Source organism: Peptoniphilus ovalis, assembly GCF_018919265.1.
GTDB classification, from domain to species: Bacteria; Bacillota; Clostridia; order Tissierellales; family Peptoniphilaceae; genus Peptoniphilus_A; species Peptoniphilus_A ovalis.
Genome location: NZ_JAHLQO010000006.1, coordinates 1 through 23,250 on the forward strand (window position 1 = coordinate 1; position 23,250 = coordinate 23,250).

The 23,250-nt window shown below is 31.1% G+C and carries 24 protein-coding genes; 20 read left to right on the top strand and 4 right to left on the bottom strand.

Annotation, left to right across the window (positions count from 1 at the left end; translation table 11 throughout):
• Window positions 1–117, top strand: a 117-nt coding sequence (locus KQI68_RS08795; RefSeq protein ID WP_485020535.1) for an EF-Tu C-terminal domain-related protein, incomplete at its 5' end; no start/stop codon positions are given.
• A 92-nt stretch (window positions 118–209) separates the two neighbouring features.
• Here the strand turns inward: KQI68_RS08795 and KQI68_RS08800 are convergent.
• A complete protein-coding gene (locus tag KQI68_RS08800) occupies window positions 210–1,535 on the bottom strand; it encodes an alanyl-tRNS synthetase (RefSeq protein ID WP_216549771.1) in 1,326 nt (441 codons plus the stop codon).
• 95 nt (window positions 1,536–1,630) lie between these two features.
• On the opposite strand from KQI68_RS08800, the gene KQI68_RS08805 reads away from it, so the two are divergent.
• From KQI68_RS08805 to rpsT, 3 genes are all read left to right on the top strand, one after another.
• Window positions 1,631–3,889 (top strand): DNA internalization-related competence protein ComEC/Rec2, encoded by a 2,259-nt coding sequence (locus tag KQI68_RS08805; protein WP_216549772.1) that lies wholly within the window; start codon window positions 1,631–1,633, stop codon window positions 3,887–3,889.
• Window positions 3,861–4,868, top strand: coding sequence for a DNA polymerase III subunit delta (holA, locus tag KQI68_RS08810; RefSeq protein WP_216549773.1), 1,008 nt, complete (start codon window positions 3,861–3,863; stop codon window positions 4,866–4,868). Before KQI68_RS08805 ends, holA begins: the two co-directional genes overlap by 29 nt.
• A 76-nt stretch (window positions 4,869–4,944) precedes the next feature.
• The gene (rpsT, locus tag KQI68_RS08815) at window positions 4,945–5,214 is read left to right on the top strand and encodes a 30S ribosomal protein S20 (protein WP_216549774.1); all 270 of its coding nucleotides are present in this window, start codon (window positions 4,945–4,947) and stop codon (window positions 5,212–5,214) included.
• Between the two features lie 619 nt (window positions 5,215–5,833).
• Here rpsT and hemW read toward each other — a convergent pair.
• Genes hemW through lepB form a run of 3 tightly spaced genes read right to left on the bottom strand, consistent with a single transcriptional unit; the run spans window position 5,834 to window position 9,307 of the window.
• The gene (hemW, locus tag KQI68_RS08820; protein ID WP_425516615.1) at window positions 5,834–6,973 is read right to left on the bottom strand and encodes a radical SAM family heme chaperone HemW; all 1,140 of its coding nucleotides are present in this window, start codon (window positions 6,971–6,973) and stop codon (window positions 5,834–5,836) included.
• Window positions 6,960–8,771, bottom strand: a complete 1,812-nt coding sequence (gene lepA, locus KQI68_RS08825) for a translation elongation factor 4 (RefSeq protein ID WP_216549776.1) — start codon at window positions 8,769–8,771, stop codon at window positions 6,960–6,962. The genes hemW and lepA overlap by 14 nt, the downstream gene beginning before the upstream one ends.
• A 14-nt stretch (window positions 8,772–8,785) precedes the next feature.
• Entirely contained in the window at window positions 8,786–9,307 is a 522-nt protein-coding gene (gene lepB / locus KQI68_RS08830; protein ID WP_425516616.1) for a signal peptidase I, read from the bottom strand.
• A 189-nt stretch (window positions 9,308–9,496) separates the two neighbouring features.
• Between lepB and hrcA the strand changes: the two genes are divergently transcribed.
• From hrcA to KQI68_RS08910, 16 genes are all read left to right on the top strand, one after another.
• Entirely contained in the window at window positions 9,497–10,519 is a 1,023-nt protein-coding gene (gene hrcA, locus KQI68_RS08835) for a heat-inducible transcriptional repressor HrcA (protein WP_216549778.1), read from the top strand.
• Between the two features lie 9 nt (window positions 10,520–10,528).
• Window positions 10,529–11,077, top strand: coding sequence for a nucleotide exchange factor GrpE (grpE, locus tag KQI68_RS08840; RefSeq protein WP_216549779.1), 549 nt, complete (start codon window positions 10,529–10,531; stop codon window positions 11,075–11,077).
• A gap of 21 nt (window positions 11,078–11,098) precedes the next feature.
• The gene (gene dnaK / locus KQI68_RS08845) at window positions 11,099–12,922 is read left to right on the top strand and encodes a molecular chaperone DnaK (protein WP_216549780.1); all 1,824 of its coding nucleotides are present in this window, start codon (window positions 11,099–11,101) and stop codon (window positions 12,920–12,922) included.
• A gap of 104 nt (window positions 12,923–13,026) precedes the next feature.
• Window positions 13,027–14,157, top strand: coding sequence for a molecular chaperone DnaJ (gene dnaJ, locus KQI68_RS08850; RefSeq protein ID WP_216549781.1), 1,131 nt, complete (start codon window positions 13,027–13,029; stop codon window positions 14,155–14,157).
• A gap of 83 nt (window positions 14,158–14,240) precedes the next feature.
• The gene (gene prmA / locus KQI68_RS08855) at window positions 14,241–15,149 is read left to right on the top strand and encodes a 50S ribosomal protein L11 methyltransferase (RefSeq protein WP_216549782.1); all 909 of its coding nucleotides are present in this window, start codon (window positions 14,241–14,243) and stop codon (window positions 15,147–15,149) included.
• Window positions 15,142–15,831, top strand: coding sequence for an RsmE family RNA methyltransferase (locus KQI68_RS08860; protein WP_216549783.1), 690 nt, complete (start codon window positions 15,142–15,144; stop codon window positions 15,829–15,831). Before prmA ends, KQI68_RS08860 begins: the two co-directional genes overlap by 8 nt.
• Window positions 15,831–17,123, top strand: a complete 1,293-nt coding sequence (gene mtaB / locus KQI68_RS08865; RefSeq protein WP_216549784.1) for a tRNA (N(6)-L-threonylcarbamoyladenosine(37)-C(2))-methylthiotransferase MtaB — start codon at window positions 15,831–15,833, stop codon at window positions 17,121–17,123. Before KQI68_RS08860 ends, mtaB begins: the two co-directional genes overlap by 1 nt.
• Window positions 17,124–17,132: 9 nt before the next feature.
• The gene (locus tag KQI68_RS08870; protein WP_216549785.1) at window positions 17,133–17,471 is read left to right on the top strand and encodes a histidine triad nucleotide-binding protein; all 339 of its coding nucleotides are present in this window, start codon (window positions 17,133–17,135) and stop codon (window positions 17,469–17,471) included.
• Between the two features lie 426 nt (window positions 17,472–17,897).
• A complete protein-coding gene (rpsU, locus tag KQI68_RS08875; RefSeq protein ID WP_216549786.1) occupies window positions 17,898–18,077 on the top strand; it encodes a 30S ribosomal protein S21 in 180 nt (59 codons plus the stop codon).
• Between the two features lie 13 nt (window positions 18,078–18,090).
• Window positions 18,091–18,534: a GatB/YqeY domain-containing protein gene (locus KQI68_RS08880; protein ID WP_216549787.1), complete on the top strand. Its 444-nt coding sequence runs from the start codon at window positions 18,091–18,093 to the stop codon at window positions 18,532–18,534.
• A 90-nt stretch (window positions 18,535–18,624) separates the two neighbouring features.
• A complete protein-coding gene (locus KQI68_RS08885; RefSeq protein WP_216549788.1) occupies window positions 18,625–19,350 on the top strand; it encodes an NfeD family protein in 726 nt (241 codons plus the stop codon).
• Between the two features lie 8 nt (window positions 19,351–19,358).
• Window positions 19,359–20,351 carry a flotillin-like protein FloA gene (gene floA, locus KQI68_RS08890; RefSeq protein ID WP_216549789.1) on the top strand — a complete coding sequence of 331 codons (993 nt, stop codon included), beginning with the start codon at window positions 19,359–19,361 and terminating at the stop codon, window positions 20,349–20,351.
• Window positions 20,351–21,007 (top strand): hypothetical protein, encoded by a 657-nt coding sequence (locus tag KQI68_RS08895; protein WP_216549790.1) that lies wholly within the window; start codon window positions 20,351–20,353, stop codon window positions 21,005–21,007. Before floA ends, KQI68_RS08895 begins: the two co-directional genes overlap by 1 nt.
• A gap of 81 nt (window positions 21,008–21,088) precedes the next feature.
• Entirely contained in the window at window positions 21,089–22,078 is a 990-nt protein-coding gene (locus KQI68_RS08900; protein ID WP_216549791.1) for a PhoH family protein, read from the top strand.
• Window positions 22,079–22,090: 12 nt separating this feature from the next.
• Window positions 22,091–22,537 (top strand): rRNA maturation RNase YbeY, encoded by a 447-nt coding sequence (ybeY, locus tag KQI68_RS08905; protein ID WP_216549792.1) that lies wholly within the window; start codon window positions 22,091–22,093, stop codon window positions 22,535–22,537.
• 4 nt (window positions 22,538–22,541) lie between these two features.
• Complete coding sequence (locus tag KQI68_RS08910) at window positions 22,542–23,249, top strand: diacylglycerol kinase (RefSeq protein WP_216549793.1); 708 nt, start codon at window positions 22,542–22,544, stop codon at window positions 23,247–23,249.
• The last annotated feature ends 1 nt before the right edge of the window (window position 23,250 follow it).

Consider the following 23,250-nt stretch of genomic DNA (forward strand, 5'->3'; position numbering starts at 1 on the left):
TCAACATTTACAGTATCACTAATCACACCAATCGCTATGGACGAAGGACTAAGATTTGCCATTAGAGAAGGTGGAAGAACAGTAGCATCTGGAGTTGTATCTAAAATTTTAGACTAATTTAAGTTTAATATAAAAGAGCAGGCTTTAAGCTTGCTCTTATTTTTATGCATCAAAAAACCTCTTAGCTAAAACTAAGAGGTCTATCTTAATTATTTATCTTTATCAAGAATTTTTTTAATTTGCAATAAGAAGTTTTCCATAATTTTTGTCGTGTCTTTTTCTTCACATTCCAGCTCAACTGTATAAATATTTCCTGTACCAGTGAAGTGATACTTTTCTTTAATCTTTTCAAAGATATCTTTTAAGTTAAAGTCTAAATTTTGAGAGCGAAGCACCAAGACTTTAGATTTGTGAGGATTTTTAGAATTTTTAACCCCATAAATTTGGATATAGTTGTCATTTTTTAAAATGTGAGATGAAACTTCCTTTAATTCCTTGAGGTTTATGTCTTTAAGTGCCTTGTAAATATAATTGATTCCAGAAACTTCTGTTGCATATTGTTTAAAGTAGTCTACTGCTTCAAGAAGTTCTTGTTGGTAAGTGCTAGGTTTTTCTTCTACTTTATCCTCTTTTTCTTCTTTCATTTTTTTATCAACAATATTTTCATTTTCATTAGAATCTTTAGGTTCTTTTAAAACTTTATCTTCCTCATCAGATTTATTTTCTTTAACATCTTTTGATTTATCTAAGATTTCTTCTTCAAAATGTTCTAAATCTATATCTTCTAATTCTTCATCTTTCTCATCTTTTTTTATTTCTATTCCAGACTTAATCTTTTTGATATCAGAAAAGACATCTTCAATCTTTTCACTTCCAAGATACATTTTTATATTATTTAAAAGATTAAGTGATTTTCTAGAAAATTTATAAGCACTTTCACCTGCGATAATATTTATTCTAAGAAGATTTTCAATTCTATCAACAGAGTGAATTAAAATCATACCCACTTCACCAGTTCTATTTAAAGATGGTCCAAAGTAAGAAATTTTTGCAAGTTTATCTATTACAATATTTCCATTATTATTTTCCACTTGTATATTTGAAAGAAGAGCATAATTTGACATGCTCTCTAAATTATCTAGAGTTGTAAATTTTAAATCCTTTGAATATATATCAATGTAAGAGCTATTTTTTAAAACTTTGTAATCTTTTATTGTAATGTCTGTGCTTTCTTTTATGAAATGTCTCACAAGGGCGTTGGCAAGATTTTGCTGCATAATAGAAAGGCGATTTTTAAAATCAATTTCTACATCTACGTGTTGTAAATTAGAATCGTCAATTTTAACATAATTTAAATCTCTTTCTAAAAATTCTGGACTTTCATTATTTATTTTAAACAAATCACCTGCAACTCTTTCTGTTCCAGTGAAAAATGGTATGTACTCGAGCTTTCCGTAGGTGTTGTTATTTTCTTCAATTGTCTTTAAAATTTTAATTTTGTATTTACTTTTATAAGGATTAATCTTTGCGTTCATAAAAACCTCCAGATAATATATTACCATATTTTGTAGCTTGATATGAAGATTAGATATATAATATAGATATAAAATTATTGGAGTTTAAGATAAATATGTACATACTTTTTGCAGTTTTATTGGGAATATTTTTATCGGCAATTACAAAATCTTTTGCATTTTTAATAATTTTTTCGGCAGGTCTTTCAATTTATCTCATTAAGACAAATAAAAAGGCTTATTATTTGATTTTACCTTTAATCATAATTTCTGTTTTTATAAATTTTAAAAGTAAAGATTATGTCTTGAATGCTTTTAATGGAGAGGTAATTGGTAAGGTCCTATATTCCAATGATGAAAAGTCCATTATTAAAACTAATTCTATAAAAGGGGAAAAATTTAAGACAAGGATTATAATTTATGAAAATTTAGAGAGAGGAGCGACTTATAAAATCAAAGGAAAATTCACTCCACCGCCTCCTGCAATGAATGAAGGTAATTTCAACTCGAGAAATAATTTGAAATCTCAAGGAATTTATCTCTATGGAAAAATTAATAGTTTAGAAAAGATTAAAGATAGCAGCGCATTAGATAAATTTTCTACATATTTTATAAAGAGAACTCAAAATATTTTCCACAAATACTTAAGCGAGAGAAATGCAAACCTATTAGAGTCATTAATCTTAGCAAATAGATATAAAATTGATGATTTAGAAAGCGAAAGATTTGCTAACTTAGGAATTAGTCATCTCTTGGCAGTTTCTGGTCTTCATATTGGAATTATTGTAGCATTTTTGCATTTTATTTTTATAAAAACTACAAAAAATTTAAAAATTACTGATGCAATTGTAGTTATTTTAATTATTTTTTATTTAAAACTAATTGGCAATCCTATAAGTGCAGTGAGAGCTTTTTTATTTTATCTTTTATACAAACTAAGTTTTTATTTTAAAGTAGATTTAGACAATAAAGATGTATTTTATCTAAGTCTATCTATAATTTTATTTATTAATCCCATGGCGATTTATTCGCTGTCATTTTTAATGTCTTATGCAGCGATTTTTGGGATGATTTTTATAATGCCGATTATATATTCCTTTGTAGCAGATAAGGGAAGAGTTATGGACTCAATTGTACTAACTTTTTCTGTAATTTTAGTAATTTTCCCAATTATAAATTATTATTTTTCAGGAGTTTCAATTTTAGTTTATCCTGCAAATTTAATTATAATTCCATTTTATACTTTTGTGATTATTTCTGGATTTATAATGTCTTTAGGGATTTTTCCAGGAATTATTGGTATGATTTTAAATGTATTAATGAATTCGATTTATGGTCTTGAAGAAATTCTTCTTAGGTTTAATATTTTTAATTTTGAAATTCGCGGATTTAAATTAGAGTATGTATTTTTATATTATATTATTTTAGTTTTGATTTTAAATAGACATAAAATTTATGAAATTATAGAACCAAATATTAAAATTATAGAAATTTATATAGTAATTATTTTTGCAATTTATTCCATTGGTTTTATAAAAGAATCAAATTCATTAATTTACAGACAATTTTATATAGGACAAGGCGATGCTGCCATGATTTCACACAGAGGAAGGAACTTTTTAATCGATGTGGGCGGTGCGAGGTACGACAATACTATATTTGAAAGATATCTCGAGCCAAGCTTAGATTATCTAGGAGTTTATAAAATAGATGGAATTTTTATATCTCATTATGATGAAGATCATGTCGGCAATTTAGAGAAAGTATTAAAAAATTACAAAGTTAAGAATGTTTATGTAGGCCATCTTCCTGAAGATAATTTTTTTGAAGATGTGAACCCTAATGGTTTTATATCACTAAGTAGAAATGATAGGCTAAAAATCGACAAAGATTTTTACATCGATGTATTAAATATTGGTGATAAAAATGTAGAGGAAAATGATAAATCCCTTGTGTTAGATGTGTATTACAGAGGCAAAAAGATTTTATTTACTGGAGATTTGAGCAAGAATTACGAGAGAAATATAAATGAAGATGTAGATATTTTAAAAGTTTCACACCATGGATCAAATACTTCAACAGATGAGAAATTTTTAGAAAACATTACTCCAAAATATGCAGTAATTTCAGCAGGTGTAGGAAATTCTTATGGTCATCCACATAGAGAAGTCCTGGAAAGTCTTGAAAAATATGGTATTATATATTTTGACACTTCAAAGGTTGGAGAAATTATTTTTAAAATAGATAAAAATATAGAGGTCTTTTATTTTCTTAAAAATAGAGAAACTAATCTGATTTATATACTTATGAGCTCTCTAATTCTTTATTATATAGCGAGGAAAAATTATGAATTACAAGGAAATTTACAAAGATAGCGATAAAGGCGGCGCTTATTTATTCTATGGCAAAGAAAAATACCTTATTGAAAATGCAATAGGATATTTGAAAAATAAATATATAAAAGGTACAGATGCGTTTAATTACATCAAAATTGAAGGAACAGAAGCGACACCGGCTGATATAATTACAGCCGCAGAAACTTATCCCGTGATGAGCGATAAAAAACTTGTACTTGTAAAGGATGTGTCTTTCTTTATTAGCGAAAATAATCTGAAGAAATCTTTTTATGAATTTTTAGAAAATCTTGATAATTTTGTAATTTTAATTTTTTGGGATAGAGCTAGCATAAAAAAAACTACGAAGTTTTATAAAGAAATGAAAAAGCTTGGAAGAGATGTAGAATTTCCAAAACTCAGCCTTCCTGATTTTAGAAATTTTGTAAATCAGTATTTTTTAAGAAAAAAGAAGAAGATTAAGACCACAGATATTGCATATTTTATAGAAAAAAGTGGTTATAATTCTAGAAACGAAGACAAGACTCTTCTCGATATAAAGACAGAAATGGATAAAATAATATCTGCAACAAGTGGAGAAGTTATAACAAGAGAAGATATTGACGGATCAATAACAGAAAATGTGGACTCAAATATATTTAATTTCCTTGATGCCATGATGAAGAGAAATACTGAAATTGCAATACTAGAGCTTGATAATATGTATAGACTTAACGAAGAAATTCCAAAGATTTTCTATATGATTATTAGGCAAGTGAAAAATTTTTTGTCTTATAAAATTTTAAATGAAAAAAATATTTACCCCAATGACATAATGAATGAAATTGGAGTGAGCCAGTATGAGTTTAAGAAAATACTTGGAACTCAAAATAATTTTACCAAGAGTTTTTTAGTTAGATTTTACGATGAACTATTAGAAGCAGATGAACTTTTTAAGACGACATCAGTTGATGAAAAAGTTATACTTGAGACACTTGTAATTAAATATTGCAATGGATAGATTATAAATAAATCTTGCAATCTTTGTAAATTCGTGGTAAAATAGCAAAAGTGTTAAATAAAGCGGAGGTGAAATTATGGCAAATATTAAATCAGCTATTAAGAGAATTGACGTAGCAAGAAGAAACGCTGAAAGAAATAAACCTATCAGAACTGAAATGAAAAACGCAGTTAAGAATTTCAATCTTGCACTTGATGAAGATAGAATCGAAGATGCAAAGAAACTTTTAGTTCTTGCTGATCAAAAATTAAAAAAGGCTGCAAGCAAAAACGTGATTCACAAGAATCAAGCTTCTAGAAAAATAAGTCGACTAGCAAAGAAGCTTAACGATAAGATTGCAGGTTAAGAGAAATTTTCCCGGGAAAGTTTCTCTTTTTTTAATGGTAGAAAATATTGCGACGGGTCGCAATATTTTCGGTCTTCACAATTCATCCAAGCGTAAGCGCCGGATGAATTGATGAAGAACATTATGCAGCGACCGCAATAAATGCGACCGAATAGGGAGCATTTATAAGGGAGTCGCGAATGGTATGTCATCACGATGAAAGCGACCATAGGGAAGCTTGAGTTGATGAAGAACCAACGGCAATCAAATGCAATAAATGCGACCGAATAGGGAGCAATTACAAGGGAGTTGCGAATGGTAGGTCATCACGACGAAAGCGACCATAGGGAAGCTTGAGTGGATAAAGAATATGATAGAGGTACAGGGACAGTCCCAAATCAGATAAAGTTACTACTTAAAAACAATATTAAAAATAAATAATTTTATATATTAATGAAACACGGGACAGTCCCAAATCTTGCAAAGAAGCTAAATTCTAAGAATATTGAAAATTTTAAATTTAGCAGAAAACTATTTAATTAAAAAGATTAAAAAATAAAAACTAATATATACTTTTACATAGAGAAGGGGACGGTCCCAAGGGACAGTCCCCATTTTTGTCCTATACTTCATTTATAAATCATCTAAAAAAGTCAAGTTCTACTTGATTTGATAGGTCCCGACCTTTCTCCGTAAGGGCCAACTTTCCATCATCTATCTTAATCAAACCACTATTAAGATTTTTACTAACTTCATCTTTATAATCATCCATAAAATCAATGTCAAATCTATTATCTATTTCACTTAAATCAATTCCATAATTTAGTCTTAATCCCATCATAATATATTCATTAATTCTGTCGGTTTTGCTAAGTTCTTCTTTATAAGAAATAGGCAAAACTTCATTGTCTAAAGATTTATAATATTCTTTAAAGCTGTCAAAATTTGAATATCTAATATTTTCTAAATTAGACGATGCAGATAGTCCAAAGGATATATAATCTTCTAATTTCCAATAAACTAAATTATGTCTACATTCATAGCCATCTTTTGCAAAGTTTGATATTTCATACTGTTTAAGACCCAATTTTTCTAAAGACTTTACTACATAATGATACATTTTTCTATCTTCAGCCTCATCGGGGAAGGAAGATAAATCTTTTTTGCAGCGATTGTATAAAACTGTGCCTTCTTCTAAAATAAGTGAATAATAAGATACATGTTCAAGTTTTAACTTTTCTATTTCTTCAATTGATTTTTTAATATGAGAAAAGTTTTGATGAGGAAGTGCAAGCATTAAATCTAGATTTATATTTTTAAAACCAGCTTCTCTTGCATTTCTTACTGCTTTATAGATTTCTTCTGATTTATGAACTCTTCCAATTTCTCTTAATATCGCATCTTCAAAACTTTGTGCTCCAATAGAAATTCTATTAATACCAACATTAAAATAATCTCTTGCCTTTTCAAGACTAAGTGAATTGGGATTTGACTCAATTGTTATTTCTACATCATCTGCAATTTCATAACTTTTTAAAATTTCTATTATCTCAACAATATATTTTGAAGGGACTGAAGATGGAGTGCCACCTCCAATAAAAATAGTCTTAATTTTTTGATTCTTTAAAATTTCATCATTTAATCTTATTTCTTTTTTTAAATATTCAAAATAATTGCCAACATTTTCTCTATTTATAAGAGAAGAGCAGAAGTCACAATAGTGACATCTACTCTCACAGAAAGGTATATGAATATAAATTGAAATATTATTTGTCTTCATCATATTTAAGCACTGACAAGAAAGCATCTTGTGGAATTTCTACGCTTCCAACAGTACGCATTCTCTTCTTTCCTTCCTTTTGCTTTTCAAGAAGTTTTCTCTTTCTTGAAATATCTCCACCATAACATTTTGCAAGTACGTCTTTTCTAAGTGCTCTAATTGTTTCTCTTGCAATGATTTTATTTCCAACAGCTGCTTGAATTGGCACAGCAAACTGATGTCTTGGAATTACATCTTTTAACTTTTCACAAACTTTTCTAGCTCTGTTATAGGCATTGGACTCGTGAACAATAAGTGAGAAAGCATCTACAAGTTCTTCGTTAATTAAAATATCAAGTTTAACAAGATCTGACTCTTCATAGCCAATTAATTCGTAGTCATAAGATGCATAGCCGCGAGTTTTTGATTTAAGTGCATCGAAGAAATCATAAATAACTTCGTTAAGAGGCATGTGATAAGTGATTAGTGCTCTTGTTTCTTCAAGATACTGCATATCTTTAAACACGCCACGTCTATCTTGGCAAAGCTCCATAATTTGTCCCACATAATCAGTTGGTGTCATTATCTCAGCTTTTACAATTGGCTCTTCCATGTAGTCGATTTCGGTAGGATCAGGGAGATTTGAAGGGTTTTGTATTTCTAAAAGAGTTCCATCTTTTTTAATAACTTTATAAATTACAGAAGGAGCAGTTGTAACTATATTTAAGTCAAATTCTCTTTCAAGTCTTTCTTGGATAATTTCCATGTGAAGCAGTCCCAAGAAACCACATCTAAATCCAAATCCAAGAGCAACTGACGTCTCAGCTTCAAAGGATAGTGCAGCATCGTTAACTTGAAGTTTTTCCAATGCTTCACGAATTTCATTGTACTCTTCGCCTTCGCCAGGATAAACTCCACAGAATACCATTGGCACAACTTTTTTATAGCCAGGCATTGGTTCATCAGTTGGATTGTTTTTAAATGTAATAGTGTCACCAACTCTTGCGTCCTTAACATTTTTTATAGAAGCTGTAATGTAACCTACTTCCCCTGCACTAAGTGAATCAAGTGTGATGTGACCATTGGCAATGACTCCAACTTCTACAACTTCAAAAGTCTTTCCAGTTGCCATCATTTTTATTTCATCGCCAGGTTTTACAGTTCCATCGACAATTCTTACATGACAAACAACGCCCTTGTATGCATCATAAATTGAGTCAAAAATTAAAGCCTTAAGAGGTTTATTTTCATCGCCACTTGGTGCAGGCACTGTGTCCACAATAAAGTGAAGTACATCTTCAATTCCAATTCCATTTTTCGCAGAGATTAGTGGAATTCCTTCAGTGTCAAGACCAATTATGTCTTCAATTTCTTCTTTTATTTCATCAGGTCTTGCACTTGGTAGGTCGATTTTATTTATAACTGGCAAAAGTTCAAGGTCTTGGTCAATAGCAAGGTATACATTAGCAAGAGTCTGAGCTTCAACGCCTTGTGAAGCATCTACTACTACAATGGCACCTTCGCAAGCTGCAAGTGATCTTGAAACTTCGTAGTTAAAGTCAACGTGACCTGGAGTGTCTATTAAGTTAAGTACATACTCTTTGCCATCTCTGTCATCTTTATAAATAAGCCTTACAGCCTTTAGTTTAATTGTAATTCCTCTCTCACGTTCGAGTTCCATGGAGTCGAGAACTTGTTCTTCCATTTCTCTTTTGGTAAGCATTCCCGTTGATTCAATTAATCTATCTGCAAGGGTAGACTTTCCGTGATCAATATGAGCAATTATTGAAAAGTTTCTAATTCTTTCTTGATTTTGCAAAATTTACCTCCTGTTTATAATTTTGTTCTATCTTTTAATGGTAAGAATCTATAATAAGCAACAGATTTTATTCTTTTTTTGTCAATAGGTCCAAAGTATCTTGAGTCTACGCTCATACCGGGAAGTCTATTGTCGCCCATTACAAAGTATTCATTTTCTTTTAATGTGTAAGTATCTTGATTTTCGTAATCTGTATAATCAGTAGAAGTGTAATTTTCTTCTAGTATTTCTCCGTTTACAATAACCTCTCCATCTCTAAATTCAATTGTGTCACCGCCTTTTGCAATAACTCTTTTAATATAGCTTCTGTTGTCATTTGGAGCGTCTATTACAACAATTTCTCCAGGATGAATTTCAGTAAATTTCCTATAAGATAGACAGATTAATTTATCTCCTTCATTTAAAGTAGGATGCATTGACTCTCCATTTACAATTGCAATATTAAATAAAAAGTTTCTAACAAAAAGTGCAATTAAAAGTGCAGCTACAATTGTAAGTATAAAAGAAAGTACTTCATTTTTCTTCAATATAATCATCTCCAATACTAATTTTAACACAAATATTAATTATATTATATGTTTAAGAATTTATAAATAGCAACAAAATTAAATTATCCTAAATAAAATAAAAAATATTTTAAAACCCTTGACAAAAAGGAAAAACTAAAGTATTATATAACTATGTTAGCACTCGATGTGTATGAGTGCTAATAAAAGGAGGGGATTATGGATATAAGAAAAATAAATATTTTAAGAGCCATAATTGAGGCATATATTGATATGCCTACTCCCGTAGGGTCAAGAACTCTTTCTAAGGATTATGACCTTGGAGTTAGTTCGGCAACTATAAGAAATGAAATGGCGGATCTAGAAGATCTTGGTTTTTTAAATAAACCTCATCAATCTGCCGGAAGGATACCTTCAGATAAGGCTTATAGATTTTATGTAGATGAAATTTATGAAAACTTTGGAAGCTTCGAAGATAAACTCACTTCTAAAAAATTAAAAGATGAGATTTTAAGAAGTGCAAATAATCACGAAGAATTTTATAAAAAGACAGTTTCACTACTAGCTGATATAAGTAATTGCACGGCATATCTTGTTGCACCAGAAAGAAATGACACAGAGATTAAGAGAATTGTCCTTGTCAAGTTGACAGAAAAGGAAGCACTTCTCGTACTAATCGGCAATAAAGGTGTGCTTGAGAGATACACTCTTGAAATTGAAGGATTAAACGATGAAGATATTTATTACATCGAGGATAGGTTAAACGAAAAAATCACAGGCATTGACTTTAACAAGATTAAGTCTTTAAAGATTTCACTTTCAGATGATTATGTGAAACATGCGAGATTTATTTCAAATATTATTAAGCTTGCCAGTGGATTTAATAAAAAAGTTTCATCAGTTGAAATTTATTACGATGGACTGACAAATATTTTAAACTTCGATGAATATAAAGATCTTGAAAAAGCTAGAGAATTTATGAATTTAGTAGAAGATAAAGACAGTTTGTTTGAAATCTTACACGAAAATAACTTTTCAAGAGATATTGAAGTAGTTATTGGGGAAGAAAATAGTGCAAGTTTAATGAAAGAGAACACTATTATAAGAGCCAATTTCAATTTAAGCAATGATACTTTTGGTAGCATTGGAATTATTGGTCCTGTGAGAATTGATTATTCAAGACTGTTTAAATTATTGAAGGTGTTTAGAGATGCAGTTACAAATGGATTAAGAGAAATGTGAGGGAGTTAGATGACGGATAAAGATAAATTAAAAAATGAAGATTTGAAAGATGATCAAAATGAAAATATAGATGAAATTGAAGATAATATAGATGAAAGTACAAATAATGATGAGAATATAGAAGAATCTGAAAACTCAGATGACAAGTATTCTAATCTTATGGATAAATTTATGAGACTTCAAGCAGACTTTACTAACTTTAAAAGAAGAACAGAAAAAGAAAAGTCTGAATATGTTGAACTTGGAGTTAAAAAAGTTGTAAATGATCTTCTTCCAGTGATGGATAATTTTGAGAGAGCACTTGATTCTCTCAACAAAGAAGATGCAGCTTATGAAGGAATTGAGATGATTAAAAATCAACTCAAAGATGTATTAAAAAAAGAAGGAATCGTAGAAATGGAAGCACTTGGAGTTGAATTTGACCCAATGCTACACCACGCAGTACTCACTGAAGAAAGTGATGAATATGATTCTGGATATGTAATTGAAGTACTGCAAAAAGGATATTTAATCGACGATAAGACACTTAGACCAGCAATGGTTAAGGTTTCACAATAAGTGATATAGGGGGATAATATAATGGGAAAAATAATTGGTATTGATTTAGGAACTACAAACTCAGCAGTTGCAGTTATGGAAGGTGGAGATTCTGTAATAATTCCAAACATTGAAGGTAACAGAACAACTCCTTCAGTAGTAGCTTTTACTAAAGATGGTGAAAGATTAGTTGGAGAAACTGCAAAAAGACAAGCTATAACTAATCCAGACAGAACTATTCAATCTATTAAAAGACATATGGGTTCTGACTATTCAATTGATATAGATGGTAAAAAATACACTCCACAAGATATTTCAGCTATGATTTTACAAAAATTAAAATCAGATGCAGAATCTTATCTTGGAGAAAAAATTACAGAAGCTGTAATTACAGTACCTGCTTACTTTACAGATGCTCAAAGACAAGCAACAAAAGACGCAGGAAGAATTGCAGGACTTGATGTAAAGAGAATCGTAAACGAACCAACAGCAGCAGCTCTTGCTTATGGTGAAGACAAAGACACTGAAGCTCAAACTGTAATGGTTTACGACCTTGGTGGTGGTACATTCGATGTTTCCATACTAGAACTTTCTGATGGAGTATTCGAAGTACACGCAACTCGTGGTAACAACAAACTTGGTGGAGATGACTTCGACAATAGACTTATAGATTATATTGCTGAAGAATTCAAAAAAGAAAATGGAATTGACCTTAAAGCTGACAAGATGAGTCTTCAAAGACTTAAAGAAGCAGCAGAAAAAGCTAAGAAGGAACTTTCTTCTACAATGAGCACAAATATCAACCTTCCATTTATCACAGCTTCACAAGCAGGTCCACTTCACTTAAATATGGACATCACTCGTGCTAAGTTTGATGAACTTACTAATGATTTAGTAAAAATGACTGAAGGACCAGTTAAAGATGCTTTAAAAGATGCAGGACTTTCAGCAAATGAAATAGACAAAGTTTTACTTGTAGGTGGTTCAACAAGAATTCCAGCAGTTCAAGAATGTATCAAAAAATTAACTGGAAAAGAACCACAAAAAGATATTAACCCAGATGAATGTGTTGCTCTTGGTGCAGCTATTCAAGGTGGAGTACTTTCAGGAGATGTTAAAGACTTACTTCTTCTTGATGTAACACCTCTTTCTCTAGGAATTGAAACAATGGGTAATATTACAACAAGACTTATCGAAAGAAATACAACTATTCCTACTAAGAAGTCACAAACTTTTACAACTGCAGCAGACAATCAAACTTCTGTAGAAATTCACGTACTTCAAGGTGAAAGACAAATGGCTAAGGACAATGTAACTCTTGGAAGATTTACTCTTGATGGAATTGCACCAGCAAGAAGAGGAGTTCCTCAAATCGAAGTTACATTTGATATAGATGCAAATGGTATTGTAAATGTAAGTGCTAAAGATCTTGGAACAGGTAAGGAACAACATATTACAATTACATCTTCTACTAACTTAAACGAAGAAGAAATTGAAAAGAAAGTAAAAGAAGCAGAAATGTATGCTCAAGAAGATGCTAAGAAAAAAGAATTAATCGAAGCTAAAAACAATGCTGACTCAATCACTTATCAAGCAGAAAACACTTTAAAAGATGTTGAAGGTAAAATTTCTGATGATGACAAGGCAAAAATTGAAGAAGCTATTAAGAATTTAAATGAAGTTAAAGAATCAGATGATGTTGAAGCAATTAAAGCAAAAACTGAAGAATTAACTCAAGCTTTCTATAAAGTATCTGAACAAATCTATAAAGATTCTGGTGCAGCTGGAGCTGAAGGAAATGCTGGGGCACAAGATGATGATGTAGTAGATGCAGATTATGAAGTTGTAGACGATGATGAAGAATAATTAACTGAATAAAGAAGTTGCAGGGGAGACTCTGCAACTTTTTTTAAATTACCCTTTATTTTTCTAATGATTTATATTAGAATGTAAACTTATTGAGGTGGAAGATGAGAAATTTTTACGAAATTCTTGAGGTTGATAAAAATGCCAACAAAGAAGATCTTAAAAAATCCTACAAAAAACTTGCTAAAAAGTATCATCCTGATTTAAATCCTGGAGATACAGAGGCCGAAGCAAAGTTTAAAGAAATTTCCTATGCTTATGAAGTTCTATCAGATGATGAAAAGAGACAAATCTATGATGTCTATGGCGAAGAGGGACTTAATGGAAATATGGGAGCTGGCGGCAGCGGTTTTGGTGGATTTTCTGATATATTTGACGACATATTTGATATATTTGGAGGCGGAAGATCTTCTTCTAGATATGAATATGCCAATAGAAAAGATATGCCAAAGAAAGGACCAGATTCTAGAGTTGATATAACGCTTGATTTCTTTGAAGCAATTTTTGGATGCGAAAAAGAAATTTCAGTTAAAGTAAACGAAGAATGTGGTCATTGTCATGGCGAAAAGACAGAACCTGGCACAGAGAAACACACTTGTGAAAAATGTCACGGAACTGGTCAAATGACAACTGAACAAAACACTCCTTTTGGTAGATTTGTAAGAACTACTGTCTGCGATGAATGTAATGGCAGTGGAGAAAAAATTGAAACTCCTTGCAAGAAATGTAATGGAAAGGGAAAAGTTTCTAGAAGAAAGAAGATAAAAGTTAACATCCCTAAGGGAGTTGACACTGGAAATATTATTTCTTTAACAGGACAAGGTTCAGTTGGAGAAAATGGCGGACCAAATGGAGATGTCTTTGTATACATTAGAGTTCGTTCAGATGCAGTATTTAAAAGAGAAGGATCAGATATTTATTTAAATATTCCTATTTCTTACCCAGATGCAGTTCTTGGAGCAAAAATAAAAGTTCCAACTTTAGAAAAGCTTGTGGACTATGACATTCCCAAGGGAACAGAAGGCGGAACAGTATTTAGACTCAAAGGAGAAGGCGTGCCAATTCTAAATAGAGAAAAGCAAAGAGGAGACCTATTCTTTAAGGTAAATATTATAATTCCTAAAAATGTATCTGATGAGCAAAGAAAGCTTCTAGAAGAGTTAAGAGATAGAGAGCCAGAAGTTGCTGAAAATAAAAAATCATTTTTAGACAAATTAAAAGACTTATTTGATTAATGCGAATCACAGGGTTCGCATTTTTAAATGCTTTTTAATTGTATTAAATTTTCCTATAATATATAATTTAAAAAGGTGATTAGATGAAATACATTGAATTTAGCATAGATACGAAAACTAAAAATAGAGATATAATTACGGGAATTCTTTTTGACTACAATATTTTTACTGTAGAAGAAATTTCAAAAGATATTGTCAATGAATTAAATCAAGATGAAAAGGACTGGGACTTTATTGATTATCCTCTTACAAAAACTGGAGATGGAGAATTAATTTTAAAAATTTATCCAGAAAGTATTGAGCAAGCAGATGAGATTAAAGAAAAACTTGAATCAAAAAATCTTGGCAAATGCGAGTTTATTGAAAAAGATGACGAAGACTGGGCAAATAATTGGAAGAAATATTATAAGCCACTTGAAATTGGAGAAAAAATTGCAATAATTCCTGAGTGGGAAGATTACGAAAATAAAGAAAACAGATTTGAAATCAAAATAAATCCAGGAATGGCCTTTGGAACTGGAACTCACGAGTCAACTTATATGTGCATAGAAATGCTTGAAAAATATGTAAAAGATGGCGATAGAATTTTTGATATAGGTTGCGGATCAGGTATACTTGCAATAGCTGCACTAAAACTTGGAGCAGAACATGCCCTTGCAGTTGATATTGACGAGAAATGCATATCTGCAAGTCACGAAAATGCTTATCTTAATAATCTTTCAGATAAAATAGAAATCAAAAAGGGAAATCTTTTAGATGTAGTTACAGGTCATGCAGATTTAATTGTTTCAAATATAATTGCAGAAATTATCGTTGATGAAATTAAAAATCTTAAGAATCATATGGATAAAGGTGGAATTTTTATCACTTCTGGAATTATTAAAGAAAGAAGAGATATGGTAATTGATGCTCTTAAAGAAAATGGGTTTGAAATAATCGATGAAACAGATAAAAATAATTGGGTTGCAATTGTAGGAAGATTAAATGTATAGATTTTTTGAAGATAGAAATTTTGATGATAACTTAGATTTAAAAAAAGAAACACTTCATCATCTTAAAAATGTAATAAGAATTGAAGATGGGGAAAATTTCCAAGTTGTCTTTAATGATGGAATTTATAATTTAGCCTATAAAGAGGGAGAATTAAATTTAATTTCAAAAGTAGAAGAAGAAAATGAATCTAAGGTCAATCTAACGCTTTTCTTTGGACTTTTAAAATCAAGCAAGGCTGAAGATGTGCTAAAACACACAACAGAAATTGGAGTTACAAATTTTTATCCAGTTTTAATGGACCGTTCAATTTCAGATATTTCTAAAAAAATGGAAAAGAAAATAGACAGATACCAAAAAATTGTGGAATCAGCTGCAAAACAATCTAGAAGAGATATAATTCCAGTTGTTCACAATATGATTAAAACTGAAGACATTTTAAATTTTAATGGAGATTTAGTGCTTTGCTACGAAGATGAAGAAACTTTAAATCTTTCAGAAATTCTTCCAAAACTTACAAATAATATTGGTCTTATAATTGGACCTGAGGGCGGAATATCCGAAAGAGAAATAAATTTATTAAAAGAGGCCTATAAAGTGAGCCTTGGCAAGCGAATTTTAAGAGCAGAAACTGCATCAATAGCAGCAAGCTTTTACATTATACATGGAAAGGAGAGTGAATAATGGAGAAGACTTTTTCAATTTTAACTCTTGGATGTAAAGTAAATCAGTACGAGTCAGAAGCTATGAGCGAGCTTTTTGAACAGAGAGGTTACAGACAAGTTGAAAATGAAGAATTTAGTGATGTTTATATCGTAAATACTTGCACAGTTACAAATTTATCAGATAGAAAATCTAGACAGTTTATTAGAAAATCAAAGAGAATCAATCCAGATTCTGTACTTGCAGTTGTCGGCTGTTATTCACAAGTTAGCCCTGATGAAGTAAAAGAAATCGAGGGAGTAGATGTTGTAATAGGTACAACTGACAGAGGAAGAATTGTAGATTTAATAGAAACTGCAAAAGAAGAAAATACAAAAATTAATATTGTAAAAGATTTAAGAAATGTAAGAGAATTTGCAAACACTACTAACTTTGATTCGAATAACAGAATTAGAGCTTACATGAAGGTGCAAGATGGATGCAATAGATTTTGCACTTATTGCATAATTCCCTTTGCAAGAGGCCCAATTAGATCTAGAACTATTGAAGATTCTGTAAGAGAAGCAGAAACACTTGCAAACAGTGGATTCAAAGAAATTGTATTAACAGGTATTCACATTGGCTCCTTTGGTTTTGATTTAGGAAAAGAAAGACTAATTGATTTGATTGAAAAAATTGCTGAAGTTGACGGCATTGAGAGGATAAGACTTTCATCAGTTGAGCCAAATATTATCACAGAAGAGTTTATGCAGAGAGCTCTTGCTACTAAAAAGCTCTGCGACCACTTCCACTTATCATTACAAAGCGGGTCAAATAATATTTTAAAGGCAATGAATAGAAGATACACTCGAGAAGAATATATTGAAAAGACTGACATAATTAAAAAATACATGCCAAATGCAGGACTTACAACTGATATAATCGTAGGATTTCCTGGAGAAACTGAAGAAGATTTCATGGGTTCAATGAACATTGTAGAAGAAGTTGGATTTTCAAGAATACACGTTTTTAAATATTCTAAGAGAAAAAATACCAAAGCAGCAATTATGGAAAATCAAATTGACGGAAATGTCAAAAAAGATAGATCTGAAAGACTTATAGCTCAAGGTGAGAAGTACAGAAAAATTTTCTTAGAGGAAAATCTAAACAAACCACAAGAAGTTCTATTTGAAGAAGAACATGGCGAGGATTATCACGGATATACTACAAATTATATCAAGATAAAGACAAAATCAGATATTGACTTAAAAAATCAAATCAAAAATGTTAAAATAATAGATACAGAAGAAGTTGCAGATTGTGAGATTTTATAAGGAGGAAATATGGATTGTCTATTTTGTAAAATCATTGCAGGAGAAATTCCTTCAGAAAAACTTTACGAAGACGAACTTGTCTATGTATTTAAAGATATTAATCCAGAGGCACCAGTTCACTTTCTTGTAATTCCTAAAGAGCATATAAATTCAACTGATGAACTTGATGAAGCTCACAAGGAATTAGTGGGACATGTCTTCTTAGTTGCAAAAAAAGTTGCACATGATGAGGGGCTAACTAATGGATATAGAATAGTTAATAACTGCAAAGAAGATGGCGGACAAACTGTAAATCACCTTCACTTCCATGTACTTGGAGGAAGAAGTATGCAGTGGCCACCAGGCTGATAACTATATTGGAGGGGCTTTAGGACGTAGCGAGCGTCCTTAGCCCCTCCAAACCACCCCAGAACACCTTGACGCTGCTGATTGTCCAAAAATATTGCCCTTACTAAATTTTCAAAACTCGCTTCGCTCAAACAAGTTGAAAATTTTTAATGCAAGAACAATATTTTGCTTATCTTATACAAAATTGCAAAATTTAGAATTTTTGTCAGGCGTAATTTAATGGATTAATTTTTATAAAATGTTTTAATATAATTATTTAAATTAATTTCAAAAATATTTAATTTTGAGTTCTCTTTATTAATTAAAGAGAATTTTTTAATTATTTTACATAATAATAAATAAAATATTGAGTTTTTGGGATTTATAGAGTATAATAAATTTAAATTGGCCGAGAGGCTACTCTTTTCTACGAGAGGAGGTTAAAAAATGTCCGAAATCAGGGTTGGTGAAAATGAATCTCTAGACAATGCTCTTAAGAGATTTAAAAGACAATGTGCCACTAGTGGAGTTCTTAAAGAAGTAAGAAAAAGAGAACACTACGAAAAACCAAGCGTTAAGAGAAAGAAAAAATCTGAAGAGGCACGCAGAAAAAAACACAGATATTAAAGAGGGTGTTCTTATGTCTCTAAAAGAGAGACTTATGGCAGATCTTAAAACTGCTATGAAAAGTAAAGACAAACTTCAAAAAGATGTTATCACCATGGTTCGTGCAGCTATTAAACAAAAAGAAGTAGATGAACGAGTGGAACTTTCAGATAGCGATATTGAAAATATTATTTCAAAGCAACTTAAAGAAAAGAAATCATCAATTGAAGAATTTAAAAAGGGTAACAGAGATGATTTAGTAAAACAAACTGAAGATGAAATCGAAGTTTTATTAAAGTATTTACCTGAGCAATTATCTGATGATGAATTAAGAGAAATTATAAAAAATGTAATTGATGAAAATAATATAACATCTATGAAGGATATTGGTCTATTAATGAAAAATGTAATGCCTAAAATTAAAGGCAAAGCTGATGGCAACTCAGTAAACAAAATTGCAAAAGAATTATTAAATTAAAAGATAAACCTAGGGAAACCTAGGTTTTTTTGCGTATAGGTTTCCTTTTCTGGGTAAAATATAAGTGAATAGAGTGGTAAGGAGGTAAAATTGAAAAATTATAAAAAATTATTGACTATTTTAGCACTTTTCCTTCCAATTTTAGTTATAACTTTTGCCAAGGGACAAGTTACAAACTCTCTTATAGAATTTTTCTCAAGAGATTATGTTTTTACAATTCTACTTGTAATTGCACTTGCAGGAGCTGTAATTGAAATTTTAACTCCAGGATTTGGACTTGGAGGGATTATCTCTCTTGTATCCTTTGGGATATTTTTCTGGGGAAATATTTTAATGGGCAATTCAAACTGGTATGCACTTATACTTTTTGTTGCAGGAATTCTACTTATAGGATTTGAGATAATAATTCCTGGATTTGGAATCTGCGGCATAAGCGGTATACTTGCAGTTGCAGCAGCTCTTATTATAGCAATGGGAGATTTATACTTTGCGATATTTTCACTTGCAATAGCCATAGTGATTTCATTTATAATTGGATATTTCTTATTTAAAAAAGGTATCGATTCGGAGGTTGTAAACCGACTTAGACTTTTTACTACGACTAATACTGAACAAGGTTTTGTAAGTGTTCCAGAAGAAGAGATAAATATTGGCGATGAGCTAATTACAAGCTCAGTTTTAAGACCTACGGGATTTGCTATTAATAATGGCAAAAAGATAGAAGTTATATCAGAATCAGGTTACATATCAAGCGATGAAAAAGTTGTTGTAACTAGATTAAGTGGACCTAGAATTTATGTTAAATCTACTAAATAGGAGGTTTTATGGGATTTGTAGAATTTGGTAGTATGGCGCTAATTATTTTAGTGCTAATTGTAGTAATATTATTTTTATCCTTTGTGCCAGTTGGCCTTTGGATTACTGCATTTTTCTCTGGAGTTAAAATTAAAATTTCAGAACTTGTTGGAATGAAATTAAGAAGAGTAAGACCTTCAAGAATTGTAAGACCTGCAATCAAGGCAACAAAAGCTGGACTTAATCTAGAAATATCAGGCCTTGAAGCTCACTATCTTGCAGGTGGTAATGTGAATACTCTTGTAGATGCACTTATTGCGGCACAAAGGGCAAATATCCCACTTCAATTTGAAAGAGCTGCAGCAATTGACCTTGCAGGTAGAGATGTACTCGAAGCTGTACAAGTTTCAGTAAATCCTAAAGTTATTGAAACTCCAAATATTTCAGCAGTTGCACAAGATGGTATCGAAGTTATTGTAAAAGCAAAGGTAACTGTAAGGGCAAATATTGATAGACTTGTTGGTGGTGCCGGCGAACAAACTATTATAGCAAGAGTTGGTGAAGGTATTGTAACTACAGTGGGTTCATCAAGAAGCTATAAAGAAGTTTTAGAAAACCCTGATTCAATTTCAAAAGTAGTTCTTGACAAGGGTCTTGACTCAGGAACTGCTTATGAAATTTTATCAATTGATATTGCAGACGTTGACGTTGCAAGAAATATTGGTGCAAGACTTCAAACTGACCAAGCAGAAGCTGATAAGAGAATTTCCGAAGCCAAAGCAAGTGAAAGACGTGCAATGGCTCTTGCTCACGAACAAGAAATGAAGGCTGAAGTTGAAGCCATGAGAGCAAAAGTAGTAGAAGCTGAATCACAAGTTCCAATTGCAATGGCTGAAGCTTTAAGAGCTGGAAATATTGGAGTAGTTGACTATTACAAAATTAAAAATCTAAACTCAGATACAGATATGAGAGAAACTATATCAAAGGCATCAGATAGAAATAAGAAAAAGGAAAATAAATAATGCGATTTTTAGTATTTTTACTATCTCTTGCAATTGCCTTTGCACCGATTTTAATATTCTTTATTGTGGCTAAACTAATGATTCAATTTATGAAAAATCAAAAAGAATATAAAAAAGCACAAGGGTATAAGGATGCTAGCTTTATGAATTCTAGAAATAAAAATAGTAGAACTTCTAGAAATAAAAAGAAATTATGCTTTGATGAACTTAAAAACTTTATTGAAGACAATAAAGACAAACTCGAAAAAAACTTTGAAAAGCTTGAAAATAAAAAAGAAGAAGAGCCTGTAGTATTTGACAAGGACTTTCAAACTCATGTTTCAAATTATTATAAGGAACTTAGAGACAAGGGTTACTCAAAAAAAGAAGCATACAAAATGATTAAGGATTCCAAGGATAAAGCCAAGGGTAAAAAGACTGAGTTTGAAAAATTCATTAAAAAGGAAATGGCTTGTAATAAAAAAGAAGAGATAGAGAAAAAAGATAAGAGTATTATAGAGTTATTAGATAATGACCTTGTAAAAGAATGCGAATCTGATCATGTTGATTATCATGATGAAAATTCTGATAGAGAATTTCTTGCTTTTGATGAAGAAGATTTTGTAAAATATCAAATATACAAAGAGATTTTTGATAAGCCTTTGAGCATTAGATAAATATCATGGCTTGCTTTTCTTAACTATGGAAAAGTAAGCCATTTTGTGGTATTATAATAATCACGTTTAGGGGGTATATTATTGAGTAAAGAAGAGAGATCCATTGAAATAAATGATATAAGTTTACTGCCATCTTTATTTGGAAAATTAGATGAAAATATTTTATTAATTGAAAATGAATTTGCAGTAAAGATTAAATCTAAAGATGACAAAATCATTATCAGTGGAGAAGAAGATGCTGTGAGTGATGCAGAACTTCTTTTGCAAAATTTAATTGAGACTTTAAAAAAACAAAAAAGCCTTAGCCTTGCAGATGTTAGATATTCAATTTCACTTATTAAAAACAACGAGAAGAGATCGATTAGCGAGCTTTTAAAAGATGTCGTTGTTTATACTTCCATGGGTAAGCCAATTAGGGCAAAAACTCTTGGACAAAAGAGATACATGGATGCAATAAATAACAATGATATTGTTTTTGGAATTGGACCTGCAGGTACTGGTAAAACTTATCTTGCAATGGCAGCTGCAGTAAGAGCCTTTAAAGCTAAAGAGGTTAATAGAATTATCTTGACAAGACCAGCAGTTGAAGCTGGAGAAAATCTTGGTTTTCTTCCTGGAGATTTGCAAAATAAAGTTGACCCATATTTAAGGCCTCTTTATGATGCTCTTTTTGAAATACTTGGACATGATAATTACAATAATCTCTTTGAAAAGGGACTAATTGAAGTTGCGCCACTAGCTTATATGAGAGGTAGAACACTTGATAGTGCCTTTGTAATTCTTGATGAAGCTCAAAATACTACAAATGAACAAATGAAGATGTTTTTAACTCGTCTTGGTTATGGCTCGAAGGCAATTATAACAGGAGATGTTACTCAAATAGACCTTCCTAGAGGAAAACAATCGGGACTTAAAACTGTTCTTAAAATTCTTGAAGGAGTAAAGGGGATTGGCATAACTTACTTAAATAAAAACGACATTGTGCGTCACCCTCTAGTTCAAAGAATTATTAATGCTTACGAAAAATACGAAAAGAGCAGGGAAAACAAATCAAATAATGATAAGAAGTAACCGAGGAAGATTATGAATATATATTATGACAATAGGCAAGATGAAATTGAAATAACTGAAGAGATGACTTCACTAATTGAAAAATCTGTGGATATGGTTCTAGAAGTTTTAGAACTTGATAAAGATGTTGAAGTTTCTATTTCCTTTGTATCTGATGATGAAATAAGAGAATTAAATAGAGATTATAGAAATGTTGACAGAACAACTGATGTATTAAGCTTTCCCATAGATGATGAATTCGAAATTAATTCAAGGATTCTTGGAGATGTTGTAATTAACACAAGAAAAGTTATTGAACAAGCTAAGGAATACGAGCATTCAAACACTAGAGAGCTATCTTATCTTACAGTTCACAGCATCTTGCACTTACTTGGTTATGACCATATAGAAGAATCTGACAAAGAAGAAATGAGAAGAGTTGAAAAGCTTGTAATGAAAGAGCTTGGAATAGAAAGGTGATTGTGTGAAAAAATTTAGTTTTATATCATCTTTTAACTATGCAGTTCAAGGGATAATTTCTGTTTTAAAAACAGAGAGAAATATGAAGTTCCACTATGCAGCTTGCTTGGGAGTTATTCTTATTTCACTATTTTTTGACATATCATCTACAGAATTTATGTTAATGCTCTTTTCAATAACCCTTGTCATATTTGCAGAAATGATAAACACAGCTATCGAAAGAACAGTGGATTTAGTGGTCCAGGAGTACAATCCCATTGCAAAATATGTAAAGGATGTATCTGCTGGAGCTGTACTTATAACTGCACTTAATGCAGTTGTGGTCGCATATTTAGTATTTTATGACAAATTTGCATCAATGGGAGATTTACTCCTATTTAAGATAAAAAATGCTCCAAACCACTTGGCCTTTGTATCTCTTCTAATTATTATAATTGGAACTGTGGGAGCAAAGCTCTTAATGGCAAAAAAAAGTGGCGGAACTTATTTTCAAGGCGGTGCACTTAGCGGGCACTCTGCAATAGCATTTTGTGCTGCCACAATTATCTCCATGCTTACAGAAAATTCACTTATTACAATTTGCTCAATGGGACTTGCTTTTCTAGTTGCAGAGAGCAGAATCGAAGGTGGAATTCACAAAGTTTCTGAGACAGTTGTGGGTGCAATATTTGGAATTTGTGTTGCTATATTTATATTTAAGGTAGTTGGTTAAA

Coding starts and splice junctions, on each gene's coding strand:
- KQI68_RS08800 (WP_216549771.1), bottom strand. CDS start 1,535: ATGAACGCAAAGATTAATCCTTATAAAAGTAAATACAAAATTAAAATT.
- KQI68_RS08805 (WP_216549772.1), top strand. CDS start 1,631: ATGTACATACTTTTTGCAGTTTTATTGGGAATATTTTTATCGGCAATT.
- holA (WP_216549773.1), top strand. CDS start 3,861: ATGAATTACAAGGAAATTTACAAAGATAGCGATAAAGGCGGCGCTTAT.
- rpsT (WP_216549774.1), top strand. CDS start 4,945: ATGGCAAATATTAAATCAGCTATTAAGAGAATTGACGTAGCAAGAAGA.
- hemW (WP_425516615.1), bottom strand. CDS start 6,973: ATGAAGACAAATAATATTTCAATTTATATTCATATACCTTTCTGTGAG.
- lepB (WP_425516616.1), bottom strand. CDS start 9,307: ATGATTATATTGAAGAAAAATGAAGTACTTTCTTTTATACTTACAATT.
- hrcA (WP_216549778.1), top strand. CDS start 9,497: ATGGATATAAGAAAAATAAATATTTTAAGAGCCATAATTGAGGCATAT.
- grpE (WP_216549779.1), top strand. CDS start 10,529: ATGACGGATAAAGATAAATTAAAAAATGAAGATTTGAAAGATGATCAA.
- dnaK (WP_216549780.1), top strand. CDS start 11,099: ATGGGAAAAATAATTGGTATTGATTTAGGAACTACAAACTCAGCAGTT.
- dnaJ (WP_216549781.1), top strand. CDS start 13,027: ATGAGAAATTTTTACGAAATTCTTGAGGTTGATAAAAATGCCAACAAA.
- prmA (WP_216549782.1), top strand. CDS start 14,241: ATGAAATACATTGAATTTAGCATAGATACGAAAACTAAAAATAGAGAT.
- KQI68_RS08860 (WP_216549783.1), top strand. CDS start 15,142: ATGTATAGATTTTTTGAAGATAGAAATTTTGATGATAACTTAGATTTA.
- mtaB (WP_216549784.1), top strand. CDS start 15,831: ATGGAGAAGACTTTTTCAATTTTAACTCTTGGATGTAAAGTAAATCAG.
- KQI68_RS08870 (WP_216549785.1), top strand. CDS start 17,133: ATGGATTGTCTATTTTGTAAAATCATTGCAGGAGAAATTCCTTCAGAA.
- rpsU (WP_216549786.1), top strand. CDS start 17,898: ATGTCCGAAATCAGGGTTGGTGAAAATGAATCTCTAGACAATGCTCTT.
- KQI68_RS08880 (WP_216549787.1), top strand. CDS start 18,091: ATGTCTCTAAAAGAGAGACTTATGGCAGATCTTAAAACTGCTATGAAA.
- floA (WP_216549789.1), top strand. CDS start 19,359: ATGGGATTTGTAGAATTTGGTAGTATGGCGCTAATTATTTTAGTGCTA.
- KQI68_RS08895 (WP_216549790.1), top strand. CDS start 20,351: ATGCGATTTTTAGTATTTTTACTATCTCTTGCAATTGCCTTTGCACCG.
- ybeY (WP_216549792.1), top strand. CDS start 22,091: ATGAATATATATTATGACAATAGGCAAGATGAAATTGAAATAACTGAA.